Consider the following 24,813-nt stretch of genomic DNA (forward strand, 5'->3'; position numbering starts at 1 on the left):
TTTATACACATAACTAAGTGATAGTGTAACAAAAATACTGAATGATTATTACTATCTAATTTCATTGTAATTACTTCATTTCAGTTTTTGCTACTGTTTTTATAATACAATACATTTTTTGAAAATCAAGTAAAATAAATAACCTATCGGTTAGGCTTACATCCTCCACCTCCTATGGCGAGGAAGAGGAATTTCGCCATTATAGGTTAAATTTATTATATCTTTTTCATCATCAACAAGTAATATTTTCTTATTAAAGTATGTTTCCATAGTAAAATCACTCCTAATAAAGAGTTATTATCTTTTATTTATCAATTCTTTAACTCTGTGTATTCTGCTTAAAGTATATTCAAATAATTAAATAAAATCAAGTATATATCAATTATAAATTAAATTATAGTTAATTGTAATTTTTCTCATATTAATTCAAACAATAAAATAAAAACTGAACAGAATTAGCAAAAATACTATATCCTTTTAGCAATATCAATAAGATTATGTTGTTGATATAATAACCTCATGAATTATATGTGTTATGCTAGCAAATTATATTTAGCATTTTCAACATATTGTTTACATATAGCCCACACTTTCTCTATTGTCTCTTTGTTATTGACATAAGGTGGATAAACCTCTGTGCTTGTAATGCTTTTTATAAATGATATTGAGTTATTAGCCATTTTAACAATCTTTCCTTGGTGATTTATTAGTTTTCCAGTAATACCTGTATAAACATTAGAAGTGCAAATCGAAAAGTAAGTCTCTCCAATAATTTCTGATTTTGGTATAATAATGTTTTGTAAAAATGCAAGTACTTTCCAATACGAATTAAATTTCTTAATTGTTTCTTTACTCATTTTTGTTGCTGGAACCATAATTGCATTTACACTTATATTATAAGGCTTGTATTCTTGTTTCATCATACTTGTAACCATAAGTAAAGCTATTTTGGAATCTCCATAAATTTTATAGGAATTATATTCTTTATCTTCTACAGTTTCACCACTTAAAACTCCAAAATTAATTTTTCTTCTTTCATCAAAAAAATGCTTTATATTTGTACTACATACATTTAGAATTTTAGGATTTTTTGATTTAGCAAGTACATCCAATAATAAATCGGTCATAAGAACTGGCCCAAATAGATTGGTAGCAAATGTTAATTCTATACCATCAATACTTTGTTGAAAGTTTTTTTCTCCATGTTTAAAATGTCCAGCATTATGGATTAAGATATCCAATACACCGTATTTTTTCTTATATGTCTCACAAAAACTACAAATGGATTGCCTCGATGAAATATCCAGTTGAAGCAAATCCACATTAATATTTTTAGTTTTGGCTATGATTTCCTGACACACGGGTTCACTAATCTGAATATTACGACATGCCATTATAACTCTATAACCCTCTGATGCAAACTTAAATGCTGCTGCCTTTCCTATTCCTGAATTAGCTCCTGTTATTATTACAGTTCCTTTCATGTTAGCTACCCCCTTTTTCTTGATTCTGACTATTGTTTAGGTACTCATTAATTAGCTTCTTATTTAAATTTTCAAACCATGCTATTTCAAAATTTGTCCTATCAATTCCAAACTGCAAGGTCAATAACTCAAAATCAATTATATCTTTAATATCTCTTTGAATGTTGGAATGTTCAGTATCTTGTAAAAAGTGATTAAACTGTTCTTGATTTTCTTCTATATAGGCAATGTACTGTAATTTTGCAACATCGATGTCTTGTCTTTTGATATTCTCCAACTGCTCTCTTTCCTTTTTGAGGTCAACAATATAAGATTCAATTAGTGACAATCTTTTTTGTGTTGGAACAAAGCCCATAAAAAATAATTTGCTTAACTCCATATCCTTTACTTTCCCTGCTACCATAGAGGTCTGTACCCATTCTAAAAAACATGCTTTTCCTTTATCTGTTAGTACATAAAATTTCTTATTGACACTATTTTCAACAAACTCTTCATACACTATCATCTTCTTTTCAAGTAGCTTTTTTATTGCTGCTTGAATACTTCCCATACTGTTGCTACACATAGAAGCAAAATTCATTTCTATAACACTTCTCAGTTCATAAATTGTCAACTTCTTAAGTATAAGTAATCCCAAAATAATTTTATCCATTTTATTTACTCTCCTTTTATATTACTAATAGTAACATTCCTAATAGATAAAATCAAGCACTAGAAAACTAAAGTAACAGCTTCAAAATCACAGTAATAATATTTTGGGAACTTTAGAAGATTAATTTTATATAGACTTTATGATATTGATAAGAAAACAACTATAGTTTTAAAGATAAGGTGTGGAATATTTTAGGATAACTGATTAAATACTTGTATCATTCTGACATATGTACAAGTCTTAACATTTCATATTATAAGAACAATCTTCTGTTTATAATTGACTTTAATTAAAAAGTATTATAAGATATAAACAGAACAATATTCTGTTTGTTTAAATAAGGAGGTAAGTTTATGGCAAGAAAACCTGTTTTAGAAGGAGGAAAAAGAGAGGAAATACTAGATGCTGCTATTCGATTATTTTTAAAATATGGGTATGAAAGCACTTCTGTTCGCATGATATTAAATGAAGTTAATGGAGAAGTTGGAATGTTTTATCATTATTTTAGTTCTAAACAAGAACTATTTGATAAGTCCTTAGAGCATTTTATGAAGAAACAAAGTGAAAACTTTGCACAACTACTAATTCAAAATGAAGACACTTTATCATTTTATGAAATAATTAATAGAATACTAGATTACTACGAACAGAGCATTTCACAATTTCACAAATTAGTTGATAATAAAGTCCATTGGACTATATTGTATGCCTTACATGGTATCACCATAAAGACTATGCTACCTACAATAAAATCTTTTATTGAATTAGTATATTTAAAAACAGAAAATGATAATGTGCTGGATTTGGATTTTTTAACACAATATACCTTGAATGGAATAAGTGGCTTGTTACATAGTGAACGTTTCCCAAAATTAAATAAAAGTGAACAACATACAATTATTTCTGAATTTTTAGGTAGAACGTTAAAAGTTCCACCTCTTATATTTACAATGAATACATGATAAAAACACTTTAAGGAGGTTAGATTATGAAAATTTTATTTATAAATTTACCTTTCTCTGGACATGTATACCCTACCCTTGGGTTAGTGGAAAAATTAGTGCATAGAGGTAATTCTGTAACATACTTACTAACTGAAGAATGGAAAGATAAAGTCTTAGAAATGGGAGCTGATTTCATTTGTTATGAAGATAGCAAAAAATTTTCTATTCAAATGAAAAATGCCTATCAAATATCTATAAAAGTAGCACATGAATTTGACTTAATTATTTATGAACATCTTTTCTTTTTAGGAAAGCATATAGCAGAAAGATTTAATAAACCTGTTATTAGAGTTATTACGTCACCAGCTACTAATGAAATTCTGATGAAAGAATTTATTAACTCTGGTGGAACATTAAGAGTATTTCGTTTCAAATGGGTGTGTCGTAGATGGACTAAAAAAGTATCAAACGGAGTTAAGTTAAAGACTGATTCCTGGTTAAAAGAAATTACTGAAAATCCTCCAGAACTTAATCTTGTATATACTACAAAAAGATTTCAACCATGTGCAGAAGATTTTTCAGAAAAGAAGTTTAAATTTCTTGGTACTTCTATTTACCATCGCAATAAAAAGAATGAGTTTCTATTGCCAGAATTGAAAAATAATTTAGTTTATATTTCTCTAGGTACAATTGTAAATAAAGCAATGTCATTTTATAAAAAATGTATCACTGCGTTTAAAGATGAAAATGTAACTGTCATTATGTCTGTTGGTAATTCGATAAATATATCAGAATTAGGTGAGATACCAAAGAATTTTTATATTTACTCCTTTGTCCCACAACTTGAAATATTAGAAAAAGCAAATGTTTTTATCACTCATGGTGGCTTAAATAGTGTTATGGAATCTCTTTATTTTGGAGTTCCTATGGTGGTTATTCCGTTTATGGCAGATCAACCAACTAATGCCCAGCAAGTTGAACGCTTAAATTTAGGAAAAAAGATTTCGCACAAACACATTACAAGTGATATTCTTAAAAAGTCTACTCTAACTGTTCTTAATGATTCGACCATAACTCAAAGTATATTGCTTATGCAAAAAGAAATTAGAAATGCAGGCGGTAATGAATTTGGTGCTGATTTGATTATTCAGTATATGGATAACAAAATGATAAAATAAAGTTAAAATTGTACTGCTGTTAAGAAAAGATTTGTAAATGAAGGAATGAATCCAAAAGAAAAAAACAATAAAAGCCCATAAATAAATGAAAAAGCATTACTTATGGGCTAAATGATATACAGTCAAAAAAGATATATGTTAATTATATTTATTATTGTATTTATATATAGTTATACTTATTATTATATCTATATATAAAACTAACTGTTAAAAATAAGGTTAAAAACTCAGCAATTGGCACTGCTAACCATATTCCATCTATATTCAATACATTTGGTAATGTCAACAAACCTATAGTTATAAAACCAAATGTACGTAAAAAAGATAGTATTGCAGATATCTTTCCATTTGATAATGCTGTAAACATAGATGATGTAAAAATATTGTATCCACAAAAAAGGAAACTAAAAGAAAATATATAGAATCCAGACCTTGTAATCTCATAAACGTTGCTTCCTTTTTGAGAAAAAACCTCTACAATAGTTGGTGAACATACCATAGAAAACACAAATACCAGTAATGAAGCCACTGAGATAAATAATATACAAATTTTAAAAATGTATTTTAACTGGATATTATTTCTACTTCCATAATTATAGCTTATTATTGGAGCAACTCCCATTGAAAAACCAATATAAAGTGAGGTTAAAAGAAACTGAGAATAAATAATTATTGTAATAGCTGCAACTCCATCCTCACCAATCAATCTCATCATCATAATATTAAATAAAAAAGTAGTAACTGCTGTTGATAATTGACCCACCATCTCAGAAGAACCATTAAAACAAATCTCAAATAATACTTTTTTATCTAATTTAGGTATGCAAAATCTAAGTACCCCTTTATTTTTCGAAAAGAAAACTATACCTGCAATAGTTGGGATTAAATATCCTATACCAGTTGCAAGTGCCGCTCCACCAATACCCATTTGTAGTGGTACAATAAACACATAATCTAGAATTATATTAGTGCATCCCGCTCCAAGCACTAACCATAATCCAAATTGAGGTTTACCAGCTGTTACAAATAGACTTTGAAATAATACCTGTAATATATTAGCAGAAGCAAAAATCAAGATAATAAAAAGATACGAACGACAATATTGAATCAAAATATCACTTGCTCCTAGCCATATAATAATATTGTCCATAAATATAAGACCTATACTGGTAATTAATATTCCAATTATAGCTCCAGATAATATAGTCAAAGTAAAAATTTTCTTTGCTCCATCCGTATCATCATTCCCCATCTTGCAAGCTACAATAGCACTTCCTCCAGTAGCAAGCATAGTTCCAAGTCCAACAATAATATTAATAATAGGACAGACAATATTAATTGCGGATAAAGCATTTGTATCTACAAATCTAGATACAAATATAGTATCTACAATCGTATATAGTCCCATAAAAATCATCATGAATATAGTAGGAAATGCAAATTTTAATAAAGAAAATAAATTAAATCTCTGCGCAAGTAAATTATCCTTCACATAAATATTATCTTCTTTTTGATTTTTAGAATATAATATATCACTCATTAACATCATTATTCTGTATATTAATTCTATTTAAAATAATACTTAAATTATTATGCATTTACGAACCTCCTCTCTGCATAAAAATTATATCTAATTATTTAAATAGAGTTTTAATATATCTTGCTATTATGACGCCATATACGATAAGGATAATTTCTTAATCTTTAATCTAATTATTTTGAGTCTTTGAGTCAATACTGATGTAAATTTTAGTTTCTATCGTCTAGTATCATATGAAACAGATTTATGAATAAGTACTTCTATAATACTACTAATATCTATTTTCAACTCTTTAGATAATATATGTATTATTACTTCTTCAATGGCTGAGATACTTGCTACAACACAAACTATACTTCCAAGTAAATTTATATTCATAATGTTATAAAATAAAGGTAAACAAAATAACATAAACCCAGATAATTTATTTCCATATGTATGTAATATAGCAAATGTATTGTATTTACGAATCACCACAATTATTGATGTAATTCGAATAAGGACAATTATTAATATCCATAATACTATATACTTTGAAATATTTATTACTGGAAGCATAATAATAAACATTGATATTACTAAACATATATCAGCTATACTATCAAGCCTTGAACCAAACTTACTTCTCATATTCATTTTTCTAGCTATATATCCATCAAGAAAATCACTTACTCCACACATAATATAGACTGTAAAAAATAAAGAAGAAAACATATCTATTTTGAGCAAAGCTATTGATAAAATAATTCTAAGTATAGTAATAATATTTGCTATATTTTTCATTCCTTGTCACCTCAAAACTGATAACTTATTAACTACTTGCACTTTTATAATGTTTCATTCCTAGTTTCCAAAATCTCCACATAAATACTGTAAAAACAAATACAATACCAATTGAGTAGATTAACCCTTTTATTTTTAATGTCCCAGACAAAATTTGAGTTGGGATTGTTGACATAATTCCATATGGCAAAATCAAATAAAATAGTAGTTTAAAAATACCTTCATAAATTACACCTGGAATTTTCATATTCATTGGTAGTAAATTACCTTCTAATCTCATTATAGCAGAGGATGATATAACAAAAAATGAAATTGTTCGAAATATAATACACACATCATAAAAAAGCAATGTCATCAATAAAACCATACATATATATGCTATTATCATAATAAAAGTTATTTCTGAATTTAATTCAGATATTCCATATACAACTATAAATACACTTGCCAAAATTAAAGGTGATGAACCAATATTAATATTCTCAAATGTCAATCTAAACAATGGGTCTATTGGCTTTGTAATATAATAATCTAATTCTCCTTCTTGAATTTTGCGTGGAATATCATAAATTCCAAAACAGAAAATGGTCATATTTATAGCATTTATTAATGAAAAAGTTCCTATAAATATTAGCATATCTCCACGCTGCCAACCTCCTATTGAATCTACATGAGAATAAATACCATTGAACATTAACAATTGTAATATAAATAATGAACTATCTACAAAAAATTCTCCAAAAAAATCAAATCTAAACACCATCATTTTTGATAATTTCATTTTTAGTAACATAAATATTATTTTAAAATTTTTTTTCATTATATCCCCACCCCATCAAATAGTATTCTCATCCTTTTATAGACAATTTTATTTAATATAAAAAAGAATAAGACCCATAATGCTATAATAATCAGTCCTTGCACTGCCTCATTACTATTTCTACCTATTAATAACATAGATGGTAAATAGGTTGTGTAATAAAATGGAAAGAACTTCATAATAGTTACTACAACTTCTGGTAAAAGTACAAGTGGTATCATTGTTCCTGTAACAAATTCAGTTATATTATCGATTATCATTCTAAAAAAACCAATCTCTAGAAATTTAAATGATAAAATTCCAATAAAGAAATGAAGCTGAATCATAAAAACAAGCCCTAAGAAAATCATCAAAATTGAAATTAAAATTTGTATTGGATTTGATGTAAAAGCAAAATCTATTTTAAATATAAAAATCCATACAAAAGCAGAAATTAGATTAAATACTAAGTAAAAAAAAGTCATTCCTAAATTTTTAGCAAAAAAATAATTTTGTGTATCAATCGGAATAATCATGTATTTTGAAAATGTACCCAACTTTACACGATTGCATATCTCCTCACTTGTACTTCTTGACATATCAATACCTGATAAAAATGAACTTATTATATAATAAGACAACATTGAATTAAATGTAAAGCCAGAAACTATGTCATTTTCACCAAAAATTGCCTTCCACAAAATATAAACAAATAAAATTTTTATAATAGTAAACATCATGTTAACTACTACATCAAACCTCCAAATAAGTTGTACTTTGAAATTAATTTTAGCTATTTCATAGTACTTTCTTATATTTTGTTTAAATTTATAAAACCATGATTGTCTTGAATATGCTTCATTATAGTTGTTCATAATACTCTTCACATCCTTCTTTGTATATTCGTTCTACAACATTCCCTATATCTTCTTCTTCAATTGTTACATCCTCAACATCATACTTATCAAAAATCCATTTAACAGTTTCATTCCCCTTTTCTTTTGGCACAATTACTGATGTTTTATGTTTTGTTTGCTCAATAATCTTACAGTCTTTTGGAAATAAAATTTTGGTTTCATCAGTAAAGCTAACTGTTATTTTCTTATATTTTTGAAAATGATTAAATAATTCATCTGTAGAGCCATCATATATTTTATGACTATTTTCTATGACAATACTTCGACTACAAAGGCTCTTAATATCTTCCATATAATGAGATGTAAGCATTATTGTAGTACCTTTTTTCTCATTTACTTCTTTCAGAAAATACCTAATTTGTTTTTGTGCCACTGCATCTAGACCTATTGTTGGTTCATCTAAAAATAAAATTTTAGGATTATGAAGAAGTGCTACAATAAGCTCCATTTTCATTCTTTCTCCTAAAGAAAGTGTTCTAACTTGAACATTTAGATAATCAGATACTTCAAACAACTCTATAAAGTAATCCAAATTCTTTTTATACTCTTTATCAGATATATCATATAGTTCTTTAAACAATAGAAATGTATCTGCTGGTGTCAATTCAAAAAATAGCTGACTTTTTTGCCCCATAACAACAGCATATTGTTTTTTAAAATTATTTTCTAACTTATTTGGATAATAACCCATGATAGAAACTTTTCCAGATGATGGCGCAATAATTCCAGTCATCATCTTAACAAGAGTTGTTTTTCCAGCTCCATTTTGACCTATTAATCCGACAAATTCTCCTTCCTCTATTTTTAAATCAAGGGATGATATAGCTGTTTTTTCTGTATATTTTCTATTAAATAAAGATTTTATGCTTCCCATAAGTCCTGGCTCTTTCTCAAATCTTCTATAAGATTTAGTCAGTTCATTAAGTTCAATAATACTCATTTTTATTGCCTCCATATCTTGTATTTTCTACAAAAAAAGTCCACAGGTATTTATATCTGCCTTTTTATGTGGTATACATATTTACCTACACAAAAACAGAAAACTCCTGTGGACTAGAAAATTTAATCTTTTCTATTTCAACATAATTATATTCAAAATAACACTATGTAAAATTAATAAAGGTGTAGCAGATTAAAGCCCACTACACCACAATTTAACAAAGTAATATATAATAATATTATTATTTGTTGTCATATGTTAGTTATCTATAAAGGCAGAGCAAGACACAACAATTAAATGTATCAAAAATACACTTAAAAATTCTGATTAAACAGAATACATATGCGTCTCCAACTATTTATTTGTTGGTTACCATTATATATAACTCCGACATTAAGACACTCCTTTACTAATATTATTGTTGATATTCTATCATAAAACTTTTCTATGTTCAAGTATAATTTAAGATACTCATATATTTATCTTATTTATTTACAATTGAAATTTAATTTCATTAATTAGTTTAAGCAAAATTTAAAAATACAGTATTTATATTAGAAATAACACTCCTATACTCCCTTCTTCCAAAGTACACTATTATACAAATCAGATGCAATTTTTTTAATTTTATATTATAATATTGTCACAAGCTTCCAAACAAATAGTATTAACTAAAAGAATTATAAACTAAAAATCTTAAGGGGTTACTCTATGGAAAATAATACAGTACAAGAACAATTATGTGATTTATCAAAAAAAATCTGGCACATTTATACTTTAAATCCAGACGATGATGGCGTACAATTTATCATTTCTTTATTAGATGATAATTTTACATTGTTTGGAACAGGAAAGCATGAATTTTATACATCATTAGAAAACTTCATTATAAATCTTGAAAAAGACCAACAAGAATCAGAAGAAATAAATTTTAAAATTATAGATGAATGGTACTCATGTACTAAAGTTACAAATGAAACTTTTATAGTATATGGAACGCTATGGGTAATAGAAGAAGAGTACTTAGAAAAAGACATATATATAGAAATGGATACTAGATTTACTATGGTATACAAAGTTATAGATGGTAAAATCACACTGCTCCATGTACACCATTCTATTCCAAACTTTGAGCAAGCAAAAGATGAATACTATCCTAAAACAATAACTGAAAAAGCAAAGGAAGCTCTAGCTATGGCTCATGAGTTTAAGTTAAAATCAGAAAAAGACCTTATGACTGGATTATATAATCGTCATTTTTTTGAAGTACATATAAAAGAAATGCTAGAAACTACTTCATGTGGGTATTTTTATATTTTTGATTTAGATAATTTTAAGCAAATAAATGATATATTTGGCCATGTTAGAGGAGATGAAATATTAATACAATTTGCTAATATTTTGACTAAAGTGTTTGCCAATGATGCTATTATTGGAAGGCTTGGTGGAGATGAATTTGCTGTATTTGAATATATCAATCAGTCTAAGGAAGATGTTGAAAATAAGGCAAAAAAAGTTGTAAAGTTATGTTCTGATAGCAATTCTTGCTCTATAGGTATATCAAAACTAGAAAGTAATTTAGATACTTTTCAATCTTTATATAAACAATCTGATTATGCTCTATATTATACAAAACGAAACAACAAAGGAAATTTTAGTTGGTTTTAAGATTAAAGAATTTCAGATGTATAAAATAACCTCCTAACTGGTATGTTATTGCTTTATTCTATCTTTATTTAAACTGATACATCTATATAATTATACATCTATAGTAAGAATCCTATTGGTGATTACAACCACAAACGCCTTTTGTTAGATAAGTAAATGCAACAACTGCTTTTTAAGCATTATTTGATGTATTTGTAAATGGATACTAAAAGAACATAAAAAGTATCTAGACACAGAGCCGATAACTGCTACTACTCACAAGTTCATCGGCTCTGTGTCTGTTCCTCTAGCTCTCAGATAACTAAAACTTCAATAAATAAGTAGCTTTTCAATCCATCAACGAATGAATAAATAGGTAAAAATGACTACACTCAGGTTTGAATTATCTTATTTATTTTTTAAATATTTTTGAATTGTTTTATTTATTTTTGCAATGTTTTTGAATTTCTTTTCCTTTTCTGCCAAATAGTTGCCCTTATCTTCTGCAAAGACTGCTTCGGTTTTCAGCCTACGATAAGATTCCCACCTTTTAGGCGAAAGTTTACCCTGCTCAATGGCTGACCAAATAGCACAGCCTGGTTCTGAGGTATGGGTACAGTTGCGGAAACGACATTTTCCGAAATAAACTTCCACATCTGTAAAGCTTTTATCCAGTCCATTTGAAACATCCCACATTCCTAACTCTCGCATACCTGGTGTGTCAATAACTATACCCCCACCTGAGATTAGAAACAACTCCCTTCTAGTCGTGGCATGTCGCCCCTTATCATCATCTATGCGAATTTCCTTTGTATTCAGTCGTTCCTCACCCAACAGACAATTAATTAATGAAGACTTTCCAACTCCTGAGGAGCCAAGCAGAGCAACAGTACATCCAGGTTTGATATACTTGAAAATCTGTTGCCATCCATATGGCTCTATAGATGAGGTAACGACTACATCCACACCAAAAGCTACAGAATCAATTACCTGTAGCTTGCGAAGCAAGTTGTCACACAGGTCCGCTTTAGTGAGTATCACTACTGGAATAGCCCCACTTTCCCATGCTAGAGACAGATACCTCTCCAATCGATGAAGATTGAAATCCTTGTTCAATGACATGCACAGAAAAACAATGTCAATGTTAGCTGCAACCACCTGCTCCTCATTTGTCTTTCCAGAAGCCTTACGCACGAACAGGTTTTTTCTGCGGAGCACATGATGAATAATAGCATTACCATTTTTGTCAGTGCAACGATCCAACATAACGAAATCGCCAACAGCTGGAAAGTCAGATGGTATGGTAGCCTCAAAACGTAGTTTTCCTGAAACTTCTGCAAAAAGTTCACCATTTGCACAGATAGCCTGATATATACTCTTTTCCTGTGACACAATTCGTGCAAGGTACAAATCAGGATATTCGACAATCTGAGCAATAAAACTGTCGTTCAGACCATATTCTCTCAAATCAATCTGCTCTGTGCTCTTCATTTTTCTTCCTCCTTCTCCATGATTTCAGTGATTTTTTCCAAAGGGAAAGGTGGCTGTGCTAATGGCTTTAATGCAATCGACATTAATTTCATTGGATTGTCATCTGCTGCCACTCGGTTAGAACTAAGATGACCACAGCGTGTACAACGATGAATGATTGCCCACTCACCATTTTTTCTTACCCATACTCCAATGGGTTCCATATCACCATCACAATCTGCGACACGGTCACCAGGAATAATATCCACATGAAGACTGTGTAGGCAATGAGGACAGTGATTTCTATGCTGTGTCCCAGAGCCTTCTGGAACTACAAGGCAACCACACTTTTTGCAAATAAAATTATCTAGACAAGTGTTATCCTGATAATAAGCTCGCTTTCTATTTGTATAATTCATTTTTAAATCCTCCATATCTTGTATTTTCCACAAAAAAAATCCACAGGTATTTATATCTGCCTTTTTATGTGGTATACATATTTACCTACACAAAAACAGAAAACTCCTGTGGACTAGAAAATTTAATCTTTTCTATTTCAACATAATTATATTCAAAATAACACTATGTAAAATTAATAACGGTGTAGCAGATTAAAGCCCACTACACCATAATTTAACAAAGTAATATATAATAATATTATTATTTGTTGTCATATGTTAGTTATCTATAAAGGCAGAGTAAGACACAACAATTAAATGTATCAAAAATACACTTAAAAATTCTGATTAAACAGAATACATATGTGTCTCCAACTATTTATTTGTTGGTTACCATTATATATAACTCTGACATAAAGCAAGACACTCCTTTACTAATATTATTGCTGATATTTTACCACAAAATATTTTTATATTCAAGTATAATTTAATGTACTCATATATTTAGGTTTGTCTAATTTCTTTATTCTATAGCATTTAGGGGCTTTTTCAAATCTAATATTCACTCAATATTAATTTTTTATATTAAGTGTTTTTATATTTTTTCTTATGATAATAGATAGAGAGAATAAATATAATTCTATAAATTTGTTATTTTATAACAGTGTTCCAAAAATATAATACAAGTACTACTCATTTTATTCAATCCATTTTCTTCTATTGGAAAATGCCCTGCACCTTCAAGCATAGTAATCCTTTTATCGCCTGTTAATCGGTCAAAAAACAGTTTACTTAATGATATATCTGTCCAACAATCATTTTCAGGATGAACTAATAATACTGGACAATCATTAAAATTTTCTGGCTCTATACTAACAGAAGGGTTCAGCATCCCATATAAAAAAGAGATTGTTACCTTACTTCCAGAAGATTTTTTATCCTTGATAAGAATTTTAGCTAAGTTTTTATTATTTGCAATTTTTTTTATATTGCCAACTAGTTTAATTGGTATCTTGAAATTGGGAAATAATTTATTTGCTATAGGTAAGCATTTTTTGCTTACTTTTCCTATGAGTGGTGAAATAGCTGTTTGTTCAATTATTATTGGAATACGTTGGTCTAAAAAGCAAGAAGCCATTAATGCATATATATTTTTACAATTACAGGCCACTTGATATGCTAAAAATCCGCCTGCACTTAGTCCAAATAATGATATTTTTTTACCTTTATCTTGAAAGTAGTTAACCAAAAAAGTTCCACAATCAACCCATGTATCATAAGTAATTTCCAAAACACTTAATATTTCTGTATTCCCATAAAGTGGCAAATCAGGGCAAATCACTTCATATCCTGCTTCTACTAAAGGTAGAGAAAGACTTGAAAGCAATCGCCCATTCCCACCAACCCCATGAAATACAATAACAGTACCCTTGTGATTATCAACTTTATAGTGGTCAATATGAATGTTTATTCCTTCCCATTTTATAAAATATTCGTTAGGTAAATTTTTTTCTCTTAACTGATTATTTAAAGGTAAATATGGTTGAACTAATTTCCATTCTGTTTGATTGTAATAATATTGCATATTTTACTATGCTCCTCTCATTTTAATTAATGATATTTTATTTTTAGACAATATTGTTATATTTGTCCAATTAATCCCGTACAAAGTATGCGAAATATTTTAGAAAACTGCAAGTATGCTTCATATGAGTCCTCATACTCAATGAGTATGTATTTCATACAATCTATTAACATATTAATTATCATTTTAGAATAATGAAAATCTTCTATGTTTAAATGCCATTGTAAATGCTTACATAAATCATTAATAATTCTTTCTTTGTAAACTACTAAATTAGTGCTTTCTAACTTAAGAAGAATAATCATATTTTTATTTAGAAAATATTTAAATCCACTTTTTTCTAAAAAGTTGTTTAAATCCTCTAGATATAGTAAAGCTGATTCCTTTGTTAACACTTTATTTTCTTCTAAGCAAATGTGCTTTGATAGATTTTCCTCAACTACATTGATAGTTGGAATTATTATAAATTTCAAAAGTGCTTCCTTATTAGGATAGTAATTATACATATTTCCAATAGATGTATGAGCTTTTTTTGCTATAGTTCTCATAGAAGAATTTTCATAACCTTTTTTTAAAAATTCATTTGTTGCAACTTCTGCAATTTTCTTTTTTATTTCTTCTTTTTTTATCTGCATCTTTAGTAATCCTCCTAGAAATATCATACTTGCAGAGAATAATAATTACAATGTATGTTCATTATTAAAAAACAGAACTTTAATTTTGTTCATTATTGAATTATGAAATAGAAAAAAGGCTCCCTAAAGAGCCTTTCCTGTTTTTATTGTTTAAATCTTAATATAAACGTTACTATTGCTTGATTATCTTAGCTACAGTTTCCACATGTGTAGAATGAGGGAACATATCTACAGGCTGTGCCTCAATACATTTAAATCCATGCATATTTAGATAATCTAAATCCCTTGCTAAAGTAGAAGGATTACAAGAAACATAAACAATTCTCTCAGGATTCATTGAAACAATTGTCTCTAAAACCTTTTCGTCACAACCCTTTCTAGGTGGGTCTACAACTACAACATTAGCAGCCTTACCCTCACTATACATCTTAGGGACAACCTCTTCTGCCTTACCCACATAAAATTCAGCATTATGTATATTGTTTAACCTAGCATTTACTTTAGCATCTTTTATAGCATCTTCTATAATTTCTATTCCATAAACTTTTTTAGCCTTTTGTGCTAAAAATAAAGATATTGTACCTATACCACAATAAATATCAAAAACAGTATCAGTATCCTTTAAATCTGCATATCCAAGAGCTTTATCATATAATACCTTAGTTTGCATAGGATTTACTTGGAAAAATGATAATGGAGAAATCTCAAATACTAAATCTCCTATATAATCATTTATTTTACCATCTCCATACACAACTATATTCTCTTTTCCAAGAATGGCATTCGTATTTTTTTCATTTATATTTACAACTAAAGTCTTAAATCCAGGTATATTTTCCTCTAATACTGAAGCTAATTCTTTAAGATATGGAAGTCTATTTCCATGAGCAACTAATACAACCATTACTTCTTTAGTCGTAAATCCAATTTTTGTCACCAAATGTCTAATTACTCCAGTCTGAGCCTTTTCATCATATATGCTTACCTTATAAGCTCTTATATATGTTTTTATTATCTTAACAATTTTATCATTTAGTTCATGTTGTATTACGCATTTTTCTGTCGATATTACATCGTGAGTCTTCTTTTTATAAAAACCAATAATAGGAACTCCATTGTTCTTTTGTATTGGAAATTGAGCTTTATTTCTATATCTATATGGCTTCTCCATGCCTATAGTATCATGAACTATCACATCATCCAACTTACCTATTCTTGTAAGTACTTGTTTAACTTCATTTGTTTTCATTTCAAGTTGTTTATTATAGTCTAAATCTTGTATTTGGCACCCTCCACAATCCTTAAGATTGTCACTACACACTCTTTTTACTCTAAATGGAGACTTCTCTATTATTTCAACAATGTCTCCTACTGCATAATTTTTCTTGACCTTATTAATTTTAACTTTAACTTTATCTTGTATTAATCCGCCCTCTACAAAAACTGTAATACCATTGTACTTTCCAACGCCTACTCCACCTTGTCCAATGTCTACTATATCTACAATATACATCTCGTTTTTTGAAAGCATAAATCACCCTCCAATCACCATATTAAATTTAAACCCTTACAAATTTTTTTCTTTAAATTTATATTAAAATCGTGCTATTAACTAAACTATATTTTTTACTAAGCTACAATATTTTATTTTACCAAAAAAAAAGGAGCTTATAAAGCCCCTTGACAAAATAAATTTATTATTTTCTTATAAAACTCTAGTTGAACCTCTATATATTACACCTCTTGATGCATCTACTGTTACAACTTCTCCATCTGTTACTAGATTAGTTATATCATTTGCAGACACAACAACTGGTATATCTAAATTTATTCCTACAATAGCTGTATGCGATGTCATTCCACCATTTTCAGTTACTACAGCTCCTGCTTTTTCTATATAATTGTTCATTTCAGCATCAGTAGTTGTAGAAACTAATATATCTCCTTTATTGAAGTCTACACAAGTATCTCCATTTTTTATTATACGAACTTTACCTTCTACTGTTTGATTACCTACACCTATCCCTTGAACAATTTCTTCACTTATTACATGAACTTTTATTAAGTTAGTAGTTCCGCTCACTCCTACTGGTACTCCAGCAGTTATAACTACTAGTTCTCCATTATCTATATAATCCGCTTGTCTAGCTGCTTCTATTGCCTTTTCTATAACTTCATCTGTATTTCCTGCAACAGAAGATTTAACTGGATAAACTCCCCATGTAAGAGCTAGTTTATTCATAGTTTTTTCATTATTTGTAGTAGCTATTATTGGAGATTTTGGTCTAAATTTAGACACCATTCTAGCAGTATAACCTGAAGAAGTAGATGTTATTATAGCTGATGCATTTAAATCTACAGCTGTTGTACAAGTAGCATGACTTATTGCATCTGTTACTGTAACATTATTAGTACCATTTTCCTTTAACAATCTATCATAATCCAAAGTTTCTTCTGTTCTTTTTGCTATTGTAGCCATCATCTTTACAGCTTCTACAGGATATTTCCCAGCAGCAGTTTCTCCAGATAACATTATTGCATCTGTTCCATCATATATAGCATTAGCTACGTCTGTAACTTCTGCTCTTGTTGGTCTTGGATTTCTTATCATAGAATCAAGCATTTGTGTAGCAGTTACAACTGGTTTTGCTAATTCATTACATTTTTTTATCATCATTTTCTGAACTATTGGCATTTCTTCAGTAGGTATTTCAACACCTAAATCACCTCTAGCTACCATTATACCATCAGAGACTTTTAATATTTCATCTAAGTTTTCTACACCTTCTTGATTTTCTATCTTAGATATAATTTGTATATCAGTTGCATTGTTATTCTCTAAGATTTCTCTTATTGCTAGTACATCCGATGCTTTTCTTACAAATGAAGCAGCTATATAGTCTATACCTTGACTTATTCCAAATTCTATGTCGCTTATATCTTTAGGAGTTATTGCTGGTAAATTTATTTTTACACCAGGCACATTTACTCCTTTATGATTTTTTACTATTCCAGAATTTTCAACGATACATATTATATCTTCACCTTTTATTTCTTTTACCCTTAAACCAACTAAACCATCATCTATTAGTATAGAATCTCCTACTTTAACATCTTCAGCAAGACCTTTATAACTTACTGTACATATTTCTTTAGTTCCTACAACATCTTTCATAGTTATAGTAAATTTTTGTCCTTCTTCTAAAGATACCTCTGGGTCTGCAAAATTACCTGTTCTAATTTCTGGACCTTTAGTATCTAATAATATAGCAACTGGTTTATTTAGTTTTTCTCTAACTTTTTTTGCCATATCTATTCTTTCCTTGTGTTCTTCATGTGAACCATGGGAAAAGTTAAATCTGCACACATTAAGACCATTTTGCATAAGTTGAGTTAAAACTTCTTCACTTTGTGACGCTGGCCCTAGCGTACAAACAATTTTTGTTTTCTTTACATTATTTAACATATTTGCTCCTCCTGAAATATTATTTCACAGATTTATTTTAAATACTAAAATTTATATAGATAATATTTTTGCCATTTCATAAGCTTCTTTATCAAAAACTTTCTTTTGAGATAAAGCTTCACTTATTTCTAAGTCAATTATTTTGTTTTCTTTTATTCCGACAACTCTAGCCGACTTTCCATCTAGTAATAATTCTACAGCTCTTACACCAAGTCTGCTTGCTAGTATTCTATCAAATACAGTTGGGCTTCCTCCTCTTTGAACATGACCTAATACAGTTACTCTTAAGTCTGCTCCTGATTCCTTTTTAAGCTCCTTCTCTAAATCGCTAGCACTTCCAACTCCTTCTGCCAACACGATTATACTGTGTCTCTTACCTCTTTTTTGAGTAGTCTTTAATCTTAAAGCAACTTCATCTACTTTAATCTCTACTTCTGGTACTATTATAGTTTCAGCTCCCCCTGCAAGACCTGCATATAAAGCTAAATCTCCACAGTGTCTTCCCATAACTTCTACTATATTAACTCTTTCATGAGATGATGATGTATCTCTTATTTTACCTATAGCATCTATAATAGTATTCATTGCAGTGTCAAATCCTATAGTATAATCTGTATATGCTAAGTCATTATCTATAGTTCCTGGTATACCTATAGCTGGAAATCCTAAGTCACTAAGTTTTTGAGCTCCTGTAAATGAACCGTCTCCTCCAATTACAACTAAGCAGTCAATTTTATACTTTTTAAGAATTTTTACTGCCTTTAATCTACCTTCTTCTGTTTTGAATTCTTCACATCTAGAAGATTTTAATATAGTTCCTCCTCTGTGTATAATATCTCCAACAGAAGATAAGTTCATTTCAGTTAAATCTTCTTCTAATAATCCCTTATATCCTCTATTGATTCCATATACTTTGCATCCATAATATATTGCTGACCTTACAACCGCTCTAATTGCAGCATTCATTCCTGGAGCATCTCCTCCACTTGTTAGTAATCCTATAGTTTTCATTTTTTACCTCCTTGGATTTTATGTCAAATTTTTATTATAATCATTCTTATCATATCTTAATGGACTTTTTTCGTCCCTATATCATTTTTCAATCCCATCAAGACTAAAAAAATTAAATGTCCTTAAATGTCCATTTTGTGATATTATATCACAAAACGGACAATATTTTTCATATTATTATAATATATTTAGATTTTTATCCAAAAAATTAAGCTTTTATCTTTATGTTATCCTTAGGAAGTAATCTTTCTAAATTGTTTACAAATTCATCACATATAAAAGTCGATACTCCTGTCATTTTATATGCTTTGCGCTTACCATTTATATTTTCATCCATAGGATATAAGTATATACTGTCATTACCTGGATATTGTTTTGCTATTTCTATAATACTGTAAGTTGTATCTGTATCAGACATACTATCTATTTTTAAATACAGTTTTTTACCACTTTCTAATTTAACATTTTGTACATTTTTAGTTCTTACTGAATTATATTTTTTAGCTTCAAAATCAGTATTGTCTTTTATATCTTTTATTTCTCTAGCTATAAGTTTTGCATTTTCGCCTTCTTTTATACTTAATGTTCCTTTTACATAAATTATATTGTCTTCATTCAAAATAACATTATATTTTTGTAATAACTGAGGAAAAACTATTATTTCTATTGCACCATATAAATCTTCCAACTCAATAAATGCCATAATTTCATTTCTTTTTGTGGTTTTTATCGTTTTATTTACAATCATCCCACCCATTATTGCATCTGTTTCATTCATTTGTATATATGACTCTTCATCCTCTTTTAATGAATTTAACTTTCCATTATCTATAGATGTTTTTTCTTGTAATTCTTTTTCAAATTGCGATAAAGGATGCCCACTTACATACATTCCCAGAACTTCTTTTTCAAGATTAAGTCTCTCTCTTTCTTCATATTCTGGTCTTTTAGGTAGATTATATATTTGTTGAAAGTCGCTATCTTCTTCACTATCTCCAAAAGCATCAAATAATGAAATTTGACCTTGAACATTTTTCTTTCTGTCCATAGATACACTTTCTAGTAAAGTTTCATAACCAGCCATCAAACTAGCTCTATTTTCACTTATATTATCAAAAGCTCCACATTTTATTAAACTTTCTATTACTCTCTTATTTGTATCTTTTTGGTCTAATCTCTTAACTAAATCAACTAAGTCTATAAATAATCCATTAGACTCTCTTTCATCAATTATATTGTTTATTATATTCACACCAACATTTTTTACAGCAGCCAGGCCAAACCTTATGTTGTCACCTTCAACCGAGAATTTTGAAAAACTTTTATTTATGTCTGGTGGCAACACATCTATATCTAATGCTTTACATTCTCTTATATATTCAACTACCTTATCAGTATTTCCCATAACACTAGTTATTAAAGCTGCCATAAACTCAACAGGATAATATGTTTTTAAATAAGCTGTCTCATATGCTAAAACTCCATATGCAGCTGCATGTGATTTATTAAATGCATAACGAGCAAAATCTATCATATCATCAAATATTTTATTGGCTATTTCCTCTTCTACACCATTTCTAACACATCCTGCAATTTCTATGTTACCATCTTCATCAAATTTCCCATGAATAAAATATTGTCTTTCTTCTTCCATTACATCCATTTTTTTCTTACTCATGGCTCTTCTAACCAAGTCACTACGACCATAACTATATCCACCTAAATCTCTAACAACTTGCATAACTTGTTCTTGATATACCAAACATCCATATGTAACTTCCATTATTGGTTTTAATTTCTCATGTAAGTATGTTACATCTTTTGGATTACTTTTATTTTTTATATATGCTGGTATAGAGTCCATAGGACCTGGTCTAAATAGAGATATACCCGCTACAATATCTTCAAAATTATCTGGCTTCAGCTGTTTCATAAAACTTCTCATACCAGCACTTTCTAACTGGAATACTCCTAAAGTATTTCCAGATGAAAGCATTTCATATACTTTTGGATCATCATAGTCCATCTTTGAAAAATCTATATTTTCAGTATAATTTTTTATTGTTCTATTCTTTTCTATTAAATCAAGTGCATCTCTTATAACTGTAAGTGTTCTTAATCCAAGAAAGTCCATCTTTAAAAGACCAAGTTCTTCAAGTGTTGTCATAGTAAATTGAGTTGTGATTGCATCTTGATGCTTGTATAGAGGTACATACTCGTCTACAGGATTTTTGGATATAACAACTCCTGCTGCATGAGTGGAAGCATGTCTTAACATTCCCTCTATTTGCTTTGATATATTGATTATCTCTTTTGTTTCAGGGTCTTGGTCATATAAATCCTTAAGGTTTGGATTTGTATCTAATGCCTTATCTATCGTCATTCCTAAAGCAAATGGTATTTCTTTGGCTATCTTATCAACCTTATTGTAGCCTATATCTAATACTCTTCCGACATCTCTTATTGCAGCTTTTGCACCCATTGTTCCAAAAGTTATTATTTGTGCAACATGGTCATCACCATATTTTCGCTTTACATAGTCTATAACTTCTTCTCTTCTTTCATAGCAAAAATCTATATCTATATCTGGCATAGATATACGTTCTGGATTTAGAAAACGTTCAAATAGGAGAGAATATTTTATTGGGTCTATATCAGTTATCTTAAGTGTATATGCTACTATTGAACCTGCCGCACTACCTCTACCTGGTCCTACTATAATATTATTTTCTTTAGAAAAATTTATAAAGTCCCAAACTATTAAAAAGTATTCCACATAACCCATTTTTTCAATTACATCTAATTCATAATTTAATCTATCTAGTATCTCACTATCAGGATTATCATATCTCTCTTTTAATCCATTAAAACACAATTCTCTTAAATAAGTTTCTGGTGTATATCCATCTGGTACATCGTATTTAGGAAGATGTATAGTATTAAAATCAAACTCTACATTACACATATCAGCTATTTTTACAGTATTATCAATAGCCTCTAGTGCATATGGGAATAATTCTTCCATCTCTTCTCTTGATTTCAGATAAAACTCATCACTTCCAAATCTCATTCTATTTGGGTCATTTACTGTTTTACCCATTTGAATACACATAAGAACATCATGTATTTTTGAATCCTCTTTATTTACATAGTGGACATCATTAGTAGCAACTAATGGAATACCAAGTTCTTTGGATAATTTCACCAAACCAGAATTCACTTCTCTCTGTTCTGGTAAATTATGGTCTTGAATTTCTAAGAAGAAATTTTCTTCACCAAATATATCTCTGTAATCAATGGCAAACTTTTTTGCTTTTTCATAATTTCTATTCATCAAAGCACGTGCAACATCTCCTGCAAGACATGCAGAAAGTGCTATAATCCCTTCACAATGCTTTCTAAGTTCTTCCATATCGACTCTAGGCTTATAGTAAAAGCCTTCTACATATGAAGTCGAGACTATTTTTATCAAATTTTTATAGCCTTCCATATTCTTAGCTAATAAAACTAAATGTCCTTGATATTTATCATAATTAGGGTCTTTATCTCTTAATCCACGCGCAGCTGTATAAACTTCACACCCTATAATTGGTTTTATTCCTTCTTCTATAGCTGTTTTATAAAAATCTATAACACCAAACATACAGCCATGGTCAGTAATAGCAATTGAACTCATATTTAATTCTTTAGCTCTTTTTATAAGTTTTTTCACCCTCGAAAATCCATCAAGTAAACTATACTCAGTATGTACATGAAGATGAGCAAAATCTTTTTCCATTAAATCACCTCCTGTTTTATAAATTTAATTTTACCACAAATACACGTCTTAAAACAAAAACAGAGACTTTTATCTCAAAATAGGAATTAACTTCCACCTATAGCCCTATATGTTGAAATTAATTCTTATTTTGAGATTGTCCCCTCAAATTTATTATAATGATTTTTTTTTCAAGTCTGTTGCGATTTCTTCTATTTTTCTAAGTCTATGATTGACACCAGATTTTCCTATTGGCGGGTCTAACATCTCTCCAAGTTCCTTGAGAGTCATATCTTCATACTCAATTCTAATCTTGGCTATTTCTTGTAAATTTTCTGGTAAGCTACTAATCCCTATAGTTTCTTGTATTAGTCTAATATTTTCTACTTGTCTTACGGCTGCATTTACTGTTTTAGAAAGGTTAGCTGTCTCGCAATTTACTATTCTGTTTACATTGTTTCTCATTTCTTTTACTATTTTAGTATTTTGGAGACTTAAAAGAGCGTGGTGTCCTCCTATAATACTTAACAAATCTGATATTTGTTCACTCTCTTTAAGATAAACAACATAGTTATTTTTTCTAGCCACAATTTTACTATTAAAGCCTAAAGAATTTATAAGTTCTTTTAATGAATCTGCAAAATCCTCATTGTTAGTTACAAATTCCATATGATAGTTTTTTTCTGGGTCACTTATAGAACCTGCACCAAGAAAAGCTCCTCTTATAAAGGCTCTTTTACATCCATCATGTTTAACTAAACTTTCTGGAACTCTATTTATAGTAAAAAATCCCTCTTTTTCTTCCAATACACCTAACTTTTTTAATAACATTTCTGAACCCATTTCACTTGTTACCATTAACACATAACTATTATTTCTCTTTAACATTTGATTTTTATTTACAGAAATTGTAGTATTTATGCTGAAATTCTTTTTTAATAACTTAAAGACTTTACGGGCTATTGAGTTTAATTCTGTTGTTATTTTTAAATTTAGTTTTTTATATCCAACAATTTGTATACTTCCCCCTGATTTAACTAGAGCTGATAGTTCAGCTATATTACAACATTCATTCTCAGATACAATTCTCGCTAGTTCATTTTTGGTTTCAGTTGAAAAAGACATATATATCACCCATTAACTAATTTTTCTTTAACCTTTTTTTTATTTCTTGTAAGGCAACCTTTATTATCTCCTTTTCATCATCATACCTAGCTAGGTCTACCACTCTATCTAGATGGATAAATTTAGCATCAATAAAGCCTTCCTCTTTTTGTGGAATAGTATCCATATTTTTCGCTTGCATTAAGTACCAAAAAACTGTTTTATGAACTGCTCTATTTTCATCCCAGTTTTCTTTGAATGTATAATGTATTTCACCTAAATATTTCAATATATCTGCTTTTACTCCAGTTTCTTCACTTACTTCACGTAACGCTGCCTCTTGGTTATTTTCCCCTTCTTCTACTTTTCCTTTGGGTAGCACCCAATCTCCATTGAACTTCCTTAGTAAAAGAATTGTATTGCCAAACAGGACTACACCACCAGCACTAACCTCTTCTCTCATCGATGTTCACTCCTTAAAACTAACATAATGATAAGGATTT

20 protein-coding genes are annotated in these 24,813 nt (G+C 29.1%); 3 read left to right on the forward strand and 17 right to left on the reverse strand.

The features are described from left to right. Positions 1–533: 533 nt before the first annotated feature. Together KGF36_RS17560 and KGF36_RS17565 are read right to left on the reverse strand one after the other, a co-directional pair. The gene (locus KGF36_RS17560; RefSeq protein ID WP_227830011.1) at positions 534–1,484 is read right to left on the reverse strand and encodes an SDR family NAD(P)-dependent oxidoreductase; all 951 of its coding nucleotides are present in this window, start codon (positions 1,482–1,484) and stop codon (positions 534–536) included. A gap of 1 nt (position 1,485) precedes the next feature. Continuing rightward, the gene (locus KGF36_RS17565) at positions 1,486–2,136 is read right to left on the reverse strand and encodes a PadR family transcriptional regulator (RefSeq protein ID WP_227830012.1); all 651 of its coding nucleotides are present in this window, start codon (positions 2,134–2,136) and stop codon (positions 1,486–1,488) included. A gap of 353 nt (positions 2,137–2,489) precedes the next feature. On the opposite strand from KGF36_RS17565, the gene KGF36_RS17570 reads away from it, so the two are divergent. Both KGF36_RS17570 and KGF36_RS17575 read left to right on the forward strand, forming a co-directional pair. Next, positions 2,490–3,098, forward strand: a complete 609-nt coding sequence (locus KGF36_RS17570; RefSeq protein ID WP_227830013.1) for a TetR/AcrR family transcriptional regulator — start codon at positions 2,490–2,492, stop codon at positions 3,096–3,098. A 26-nt stretch (positions 3,099–3,124) separates the two neighbouring features. Continuing rightward, complete coding sequence (locus KGF36_RS17575; protein WP_227830014.1) at positions 3,125–4,258, forward strand: macrolide family glycosyltransferase; 1,134 nt, start codon at positions 3,125–3,127, stop codon at positions 4,256–4,258. 160 nt (positions 4,259–4,418) lie between these two features. Here KGF36_RS17575 and KGF36_RS17580 read toward each other — a convergent pair whose 3' ends face one another. The 5 genes from KGF36_RS17580 to KGF36_RS17600 all read right to left on the reverse strand — a co-directional run bounded on the left by KGF36_RS17580 (position 4,419) and on the right by KGF36_RS17600 (position 9,237). Beyond that, positions 4,419–5,798 carry an MATE family efflux transporter gene (locus tag KGF36_RS17580; protein WP_227830015.1) on the reverse strand — a complete coding sequence of 460 codons (1,380 nt, stop codon included), beginning with the start codon at positions 5,796–5,798 and terminating at the stop codon, positions 4,419–4,421. Positions 5,799–6,014: 216 nt separating this feature from the next. After that, positions 6,015–6,581, reverse strand: coding sequence for a CDP-alcohol phosphatidyltransferase family protein (locus tag KGF36_RS17585; protein WP_227830016.1), 567 nt, complete (start codon positions 6,579–6,581; stop codon positions 6,015–6,017). A 28-nt stretch (positions 6,582–6,609) separates the two neighbouring features. Further along, complete coding sequence (locus KGF36_RS17590) at positions 6,610–7,401, reverse strand: ABC-2 family transporter protein (protein ID WP_227842460.1); 792 nt, start codon at positions 7,399–7,401, stop codon at positions 6,610–6,612. After that, a complete protein-coding gene (locus KGF36_RS17595; RefSeq protein WP_227830018.1) occupies positions 7,401–8,255 on the reverse strand; it encodes an ABC-2 family transporter protein in 855 nt (284 codons plus the stop codon). The genes KGF36_RS17590 and KGF36_RS17595 overlap by 1 nt, the downstream gene beginning before the upstream one ends. After that, positions 8,242–9,237 (reverse strand): ATP-binding cassette domain-containing protein, encoded by a 996-nt coding sequence (locus tag KGF36_RS17600; protein WP_227854913.1) that lies wholly within the window; start codon positions 9,235–9,237, stop codon positions 8,242–8,244. The genes KGF36_RS17595 and KGF36_RS17600 overlap by 14 nt, the downstream gene beginning before the upstream one ends. 711 nt (positions 9,238–9,948) lie before the next feature. Here KGF36_RS17600 and KGF36_RS17605 point away from each other — a divergent pair. Further along, positions 9,949–10,905, forward strand: coding sequence for a diguanylate cyclase domain-containing protein (locus KGF36_RS17605; protein ID WP_227854914.1), 957 nt, complete (start codon positions 9,949–9,951; stop codon positions 10,903–10,905). Between the two features lie 387 nt (positions 10,906–11,292). Here KGF36_RS17605 and rsgA read toward each other — a convergent pair whose 3' ends face one another. The 10 genes from rsgA to KGF36_RS17655 all read right to left on the reverse strand — a co-directional run bounded on the left by rsgA (position 11,293) and on the right by KGF36_RS17655 (position 24,773). Further along, a complete protein-coding gene (rsgA, locus tag KGF36_RS17610; protein ID WP_227842464.1) occupies positions 11,293–12,375 on the reverse strand; it encodes a ribosome small subunit-dependent GTPase A in 1,083 nt (360 codons plus the stop codon). Beyond that, complete coding sequence (locus KGF36_RS17615) at positions 12,372–12,773, reverse strand: RNHCP domain-containing protein (protein ID WP_227830022.1); 402 nt, start codon at positions 12,771–12,773, stop codon at positions 12,372–12,374. Before KGF36_RS17615 ends, rsgA begins: the two co-directional genes overlap by 4 nt. A gap of 619 nt (positions 12,774–13,392) precedes the next feature. Then, positions 13,393–14,337 (reverse strand): alpha/beta fold hydrolase, encoded by a 945-nt coding sequence (locus tag KGF36_RS17620; protein WP_227830023.1) that lies wholly within the window; start codon positions 14,335–14,337, stop codon positions 13,393–13,395. Between the two features lie 56 nt (positions 14,338–14,393). Continuing rightward, positions 14,394–14,972 carry a TetR/AcrR family transcriptional regulator gene (locus KGF36_RS17625; RefSeq protein WP_227830024.1) on the reverse strand — a complete coding sequence of 193 codons (579 nt, stop codon included), beginning with the start codon at positions 14,970–14,972 and terminating at the stop codon, positions 14,394–14,396. Between the two features lie 172 nt (positions 14,973–15,144). Continuing rightward, positions 15,145–16,503: a 23S rRNA (uracil(1939)-C(5))-methyltransferase RlmD gene (gene rlmD / locus KGF36_RS17630; RefSeq protein ID WP_227830025.1), complete on the reverse strand. Its 1,359-nt coding sequence runs from the start codon at positions 16,501–16,503 to the stop codon at positions 15,145–15,147. Between the two features lie 174 nt (positions 16,504–16,677). Continuing rightward, the gene (pyk, locus tag KGF36_RS17635) at positions 16,678–18,438 is read right to left on the reverse strand and encodes a pyruvate kinase (protein ID WP_227830026.1); all 1,761 of its coding nucleotides are present in this window, start codon (positions 18,436–18,438) and stop codon (positions 16,678–16,680) included. A 51-nt stretch (positions 18,439–18,489) separates the two neighbouring features. Next, positions 18,490–19,449 (reverse strand): 6-phosphofructokinase, encoded by a 960-nt coding sequence (pfkA, locus tag KGF36_RS17640; RefSeq protein ID WP_227830027.1) that lies wholly within the window; start codon positions 19,447–19,449, stop codon positions 18,490–18,492. Between the two features lie 208 nt (positions 19,450–19,657). Beyond that, on the reverse strand, positions 19,658–23,227 hold the full coding sequence (locus tag KGF36_RS17645; protein WP_227830028.1) for a DNA polymerase III subunit alpha: 3,570 nt from the start codon (positions 23,225–23,227) through the stop codon (positions 19,658–19,660). A gap of 153 nt (positions 23,228–23,380) precedes the next feature. Next, positions 23,381–24,331, reverse strand: coding sequence for a DNA-binding protein WhiA (whiA, locus tag KGF36_RS17650; RefSeq protein WP_227840770.1), 951 nt, complete (start codon positions 24,329–24,331; stop codon positions 23,381–23,383). A gap of 16 nt (positions 24,332–24,347) precedes the next feature. Next, the gene (locus tag KGF36_RS17655; RefSeq protein ID WP_003416968.1) at positions 24,348–24,773 is read right to left on the reverse strand and encodes an NUDIX hydrolase; all 426 of its coding nucleotides are present in this window, start codon (positions 24,771–24,773) and stop codon (positions 24,348–24,350) included. Positions 24,774–24,813 lie beyond the last annotated feature (40 nt).

This window comes from Clostridioides sp. ZZV14-6009, assembly GCF_020658095.1.
In the GTDB taxonomy this organism is placed as follows: Bacteria; Bacillota; Clostridia; order Peptostreptococcales; family Peptostreptococcaceae; genus Clostridioides.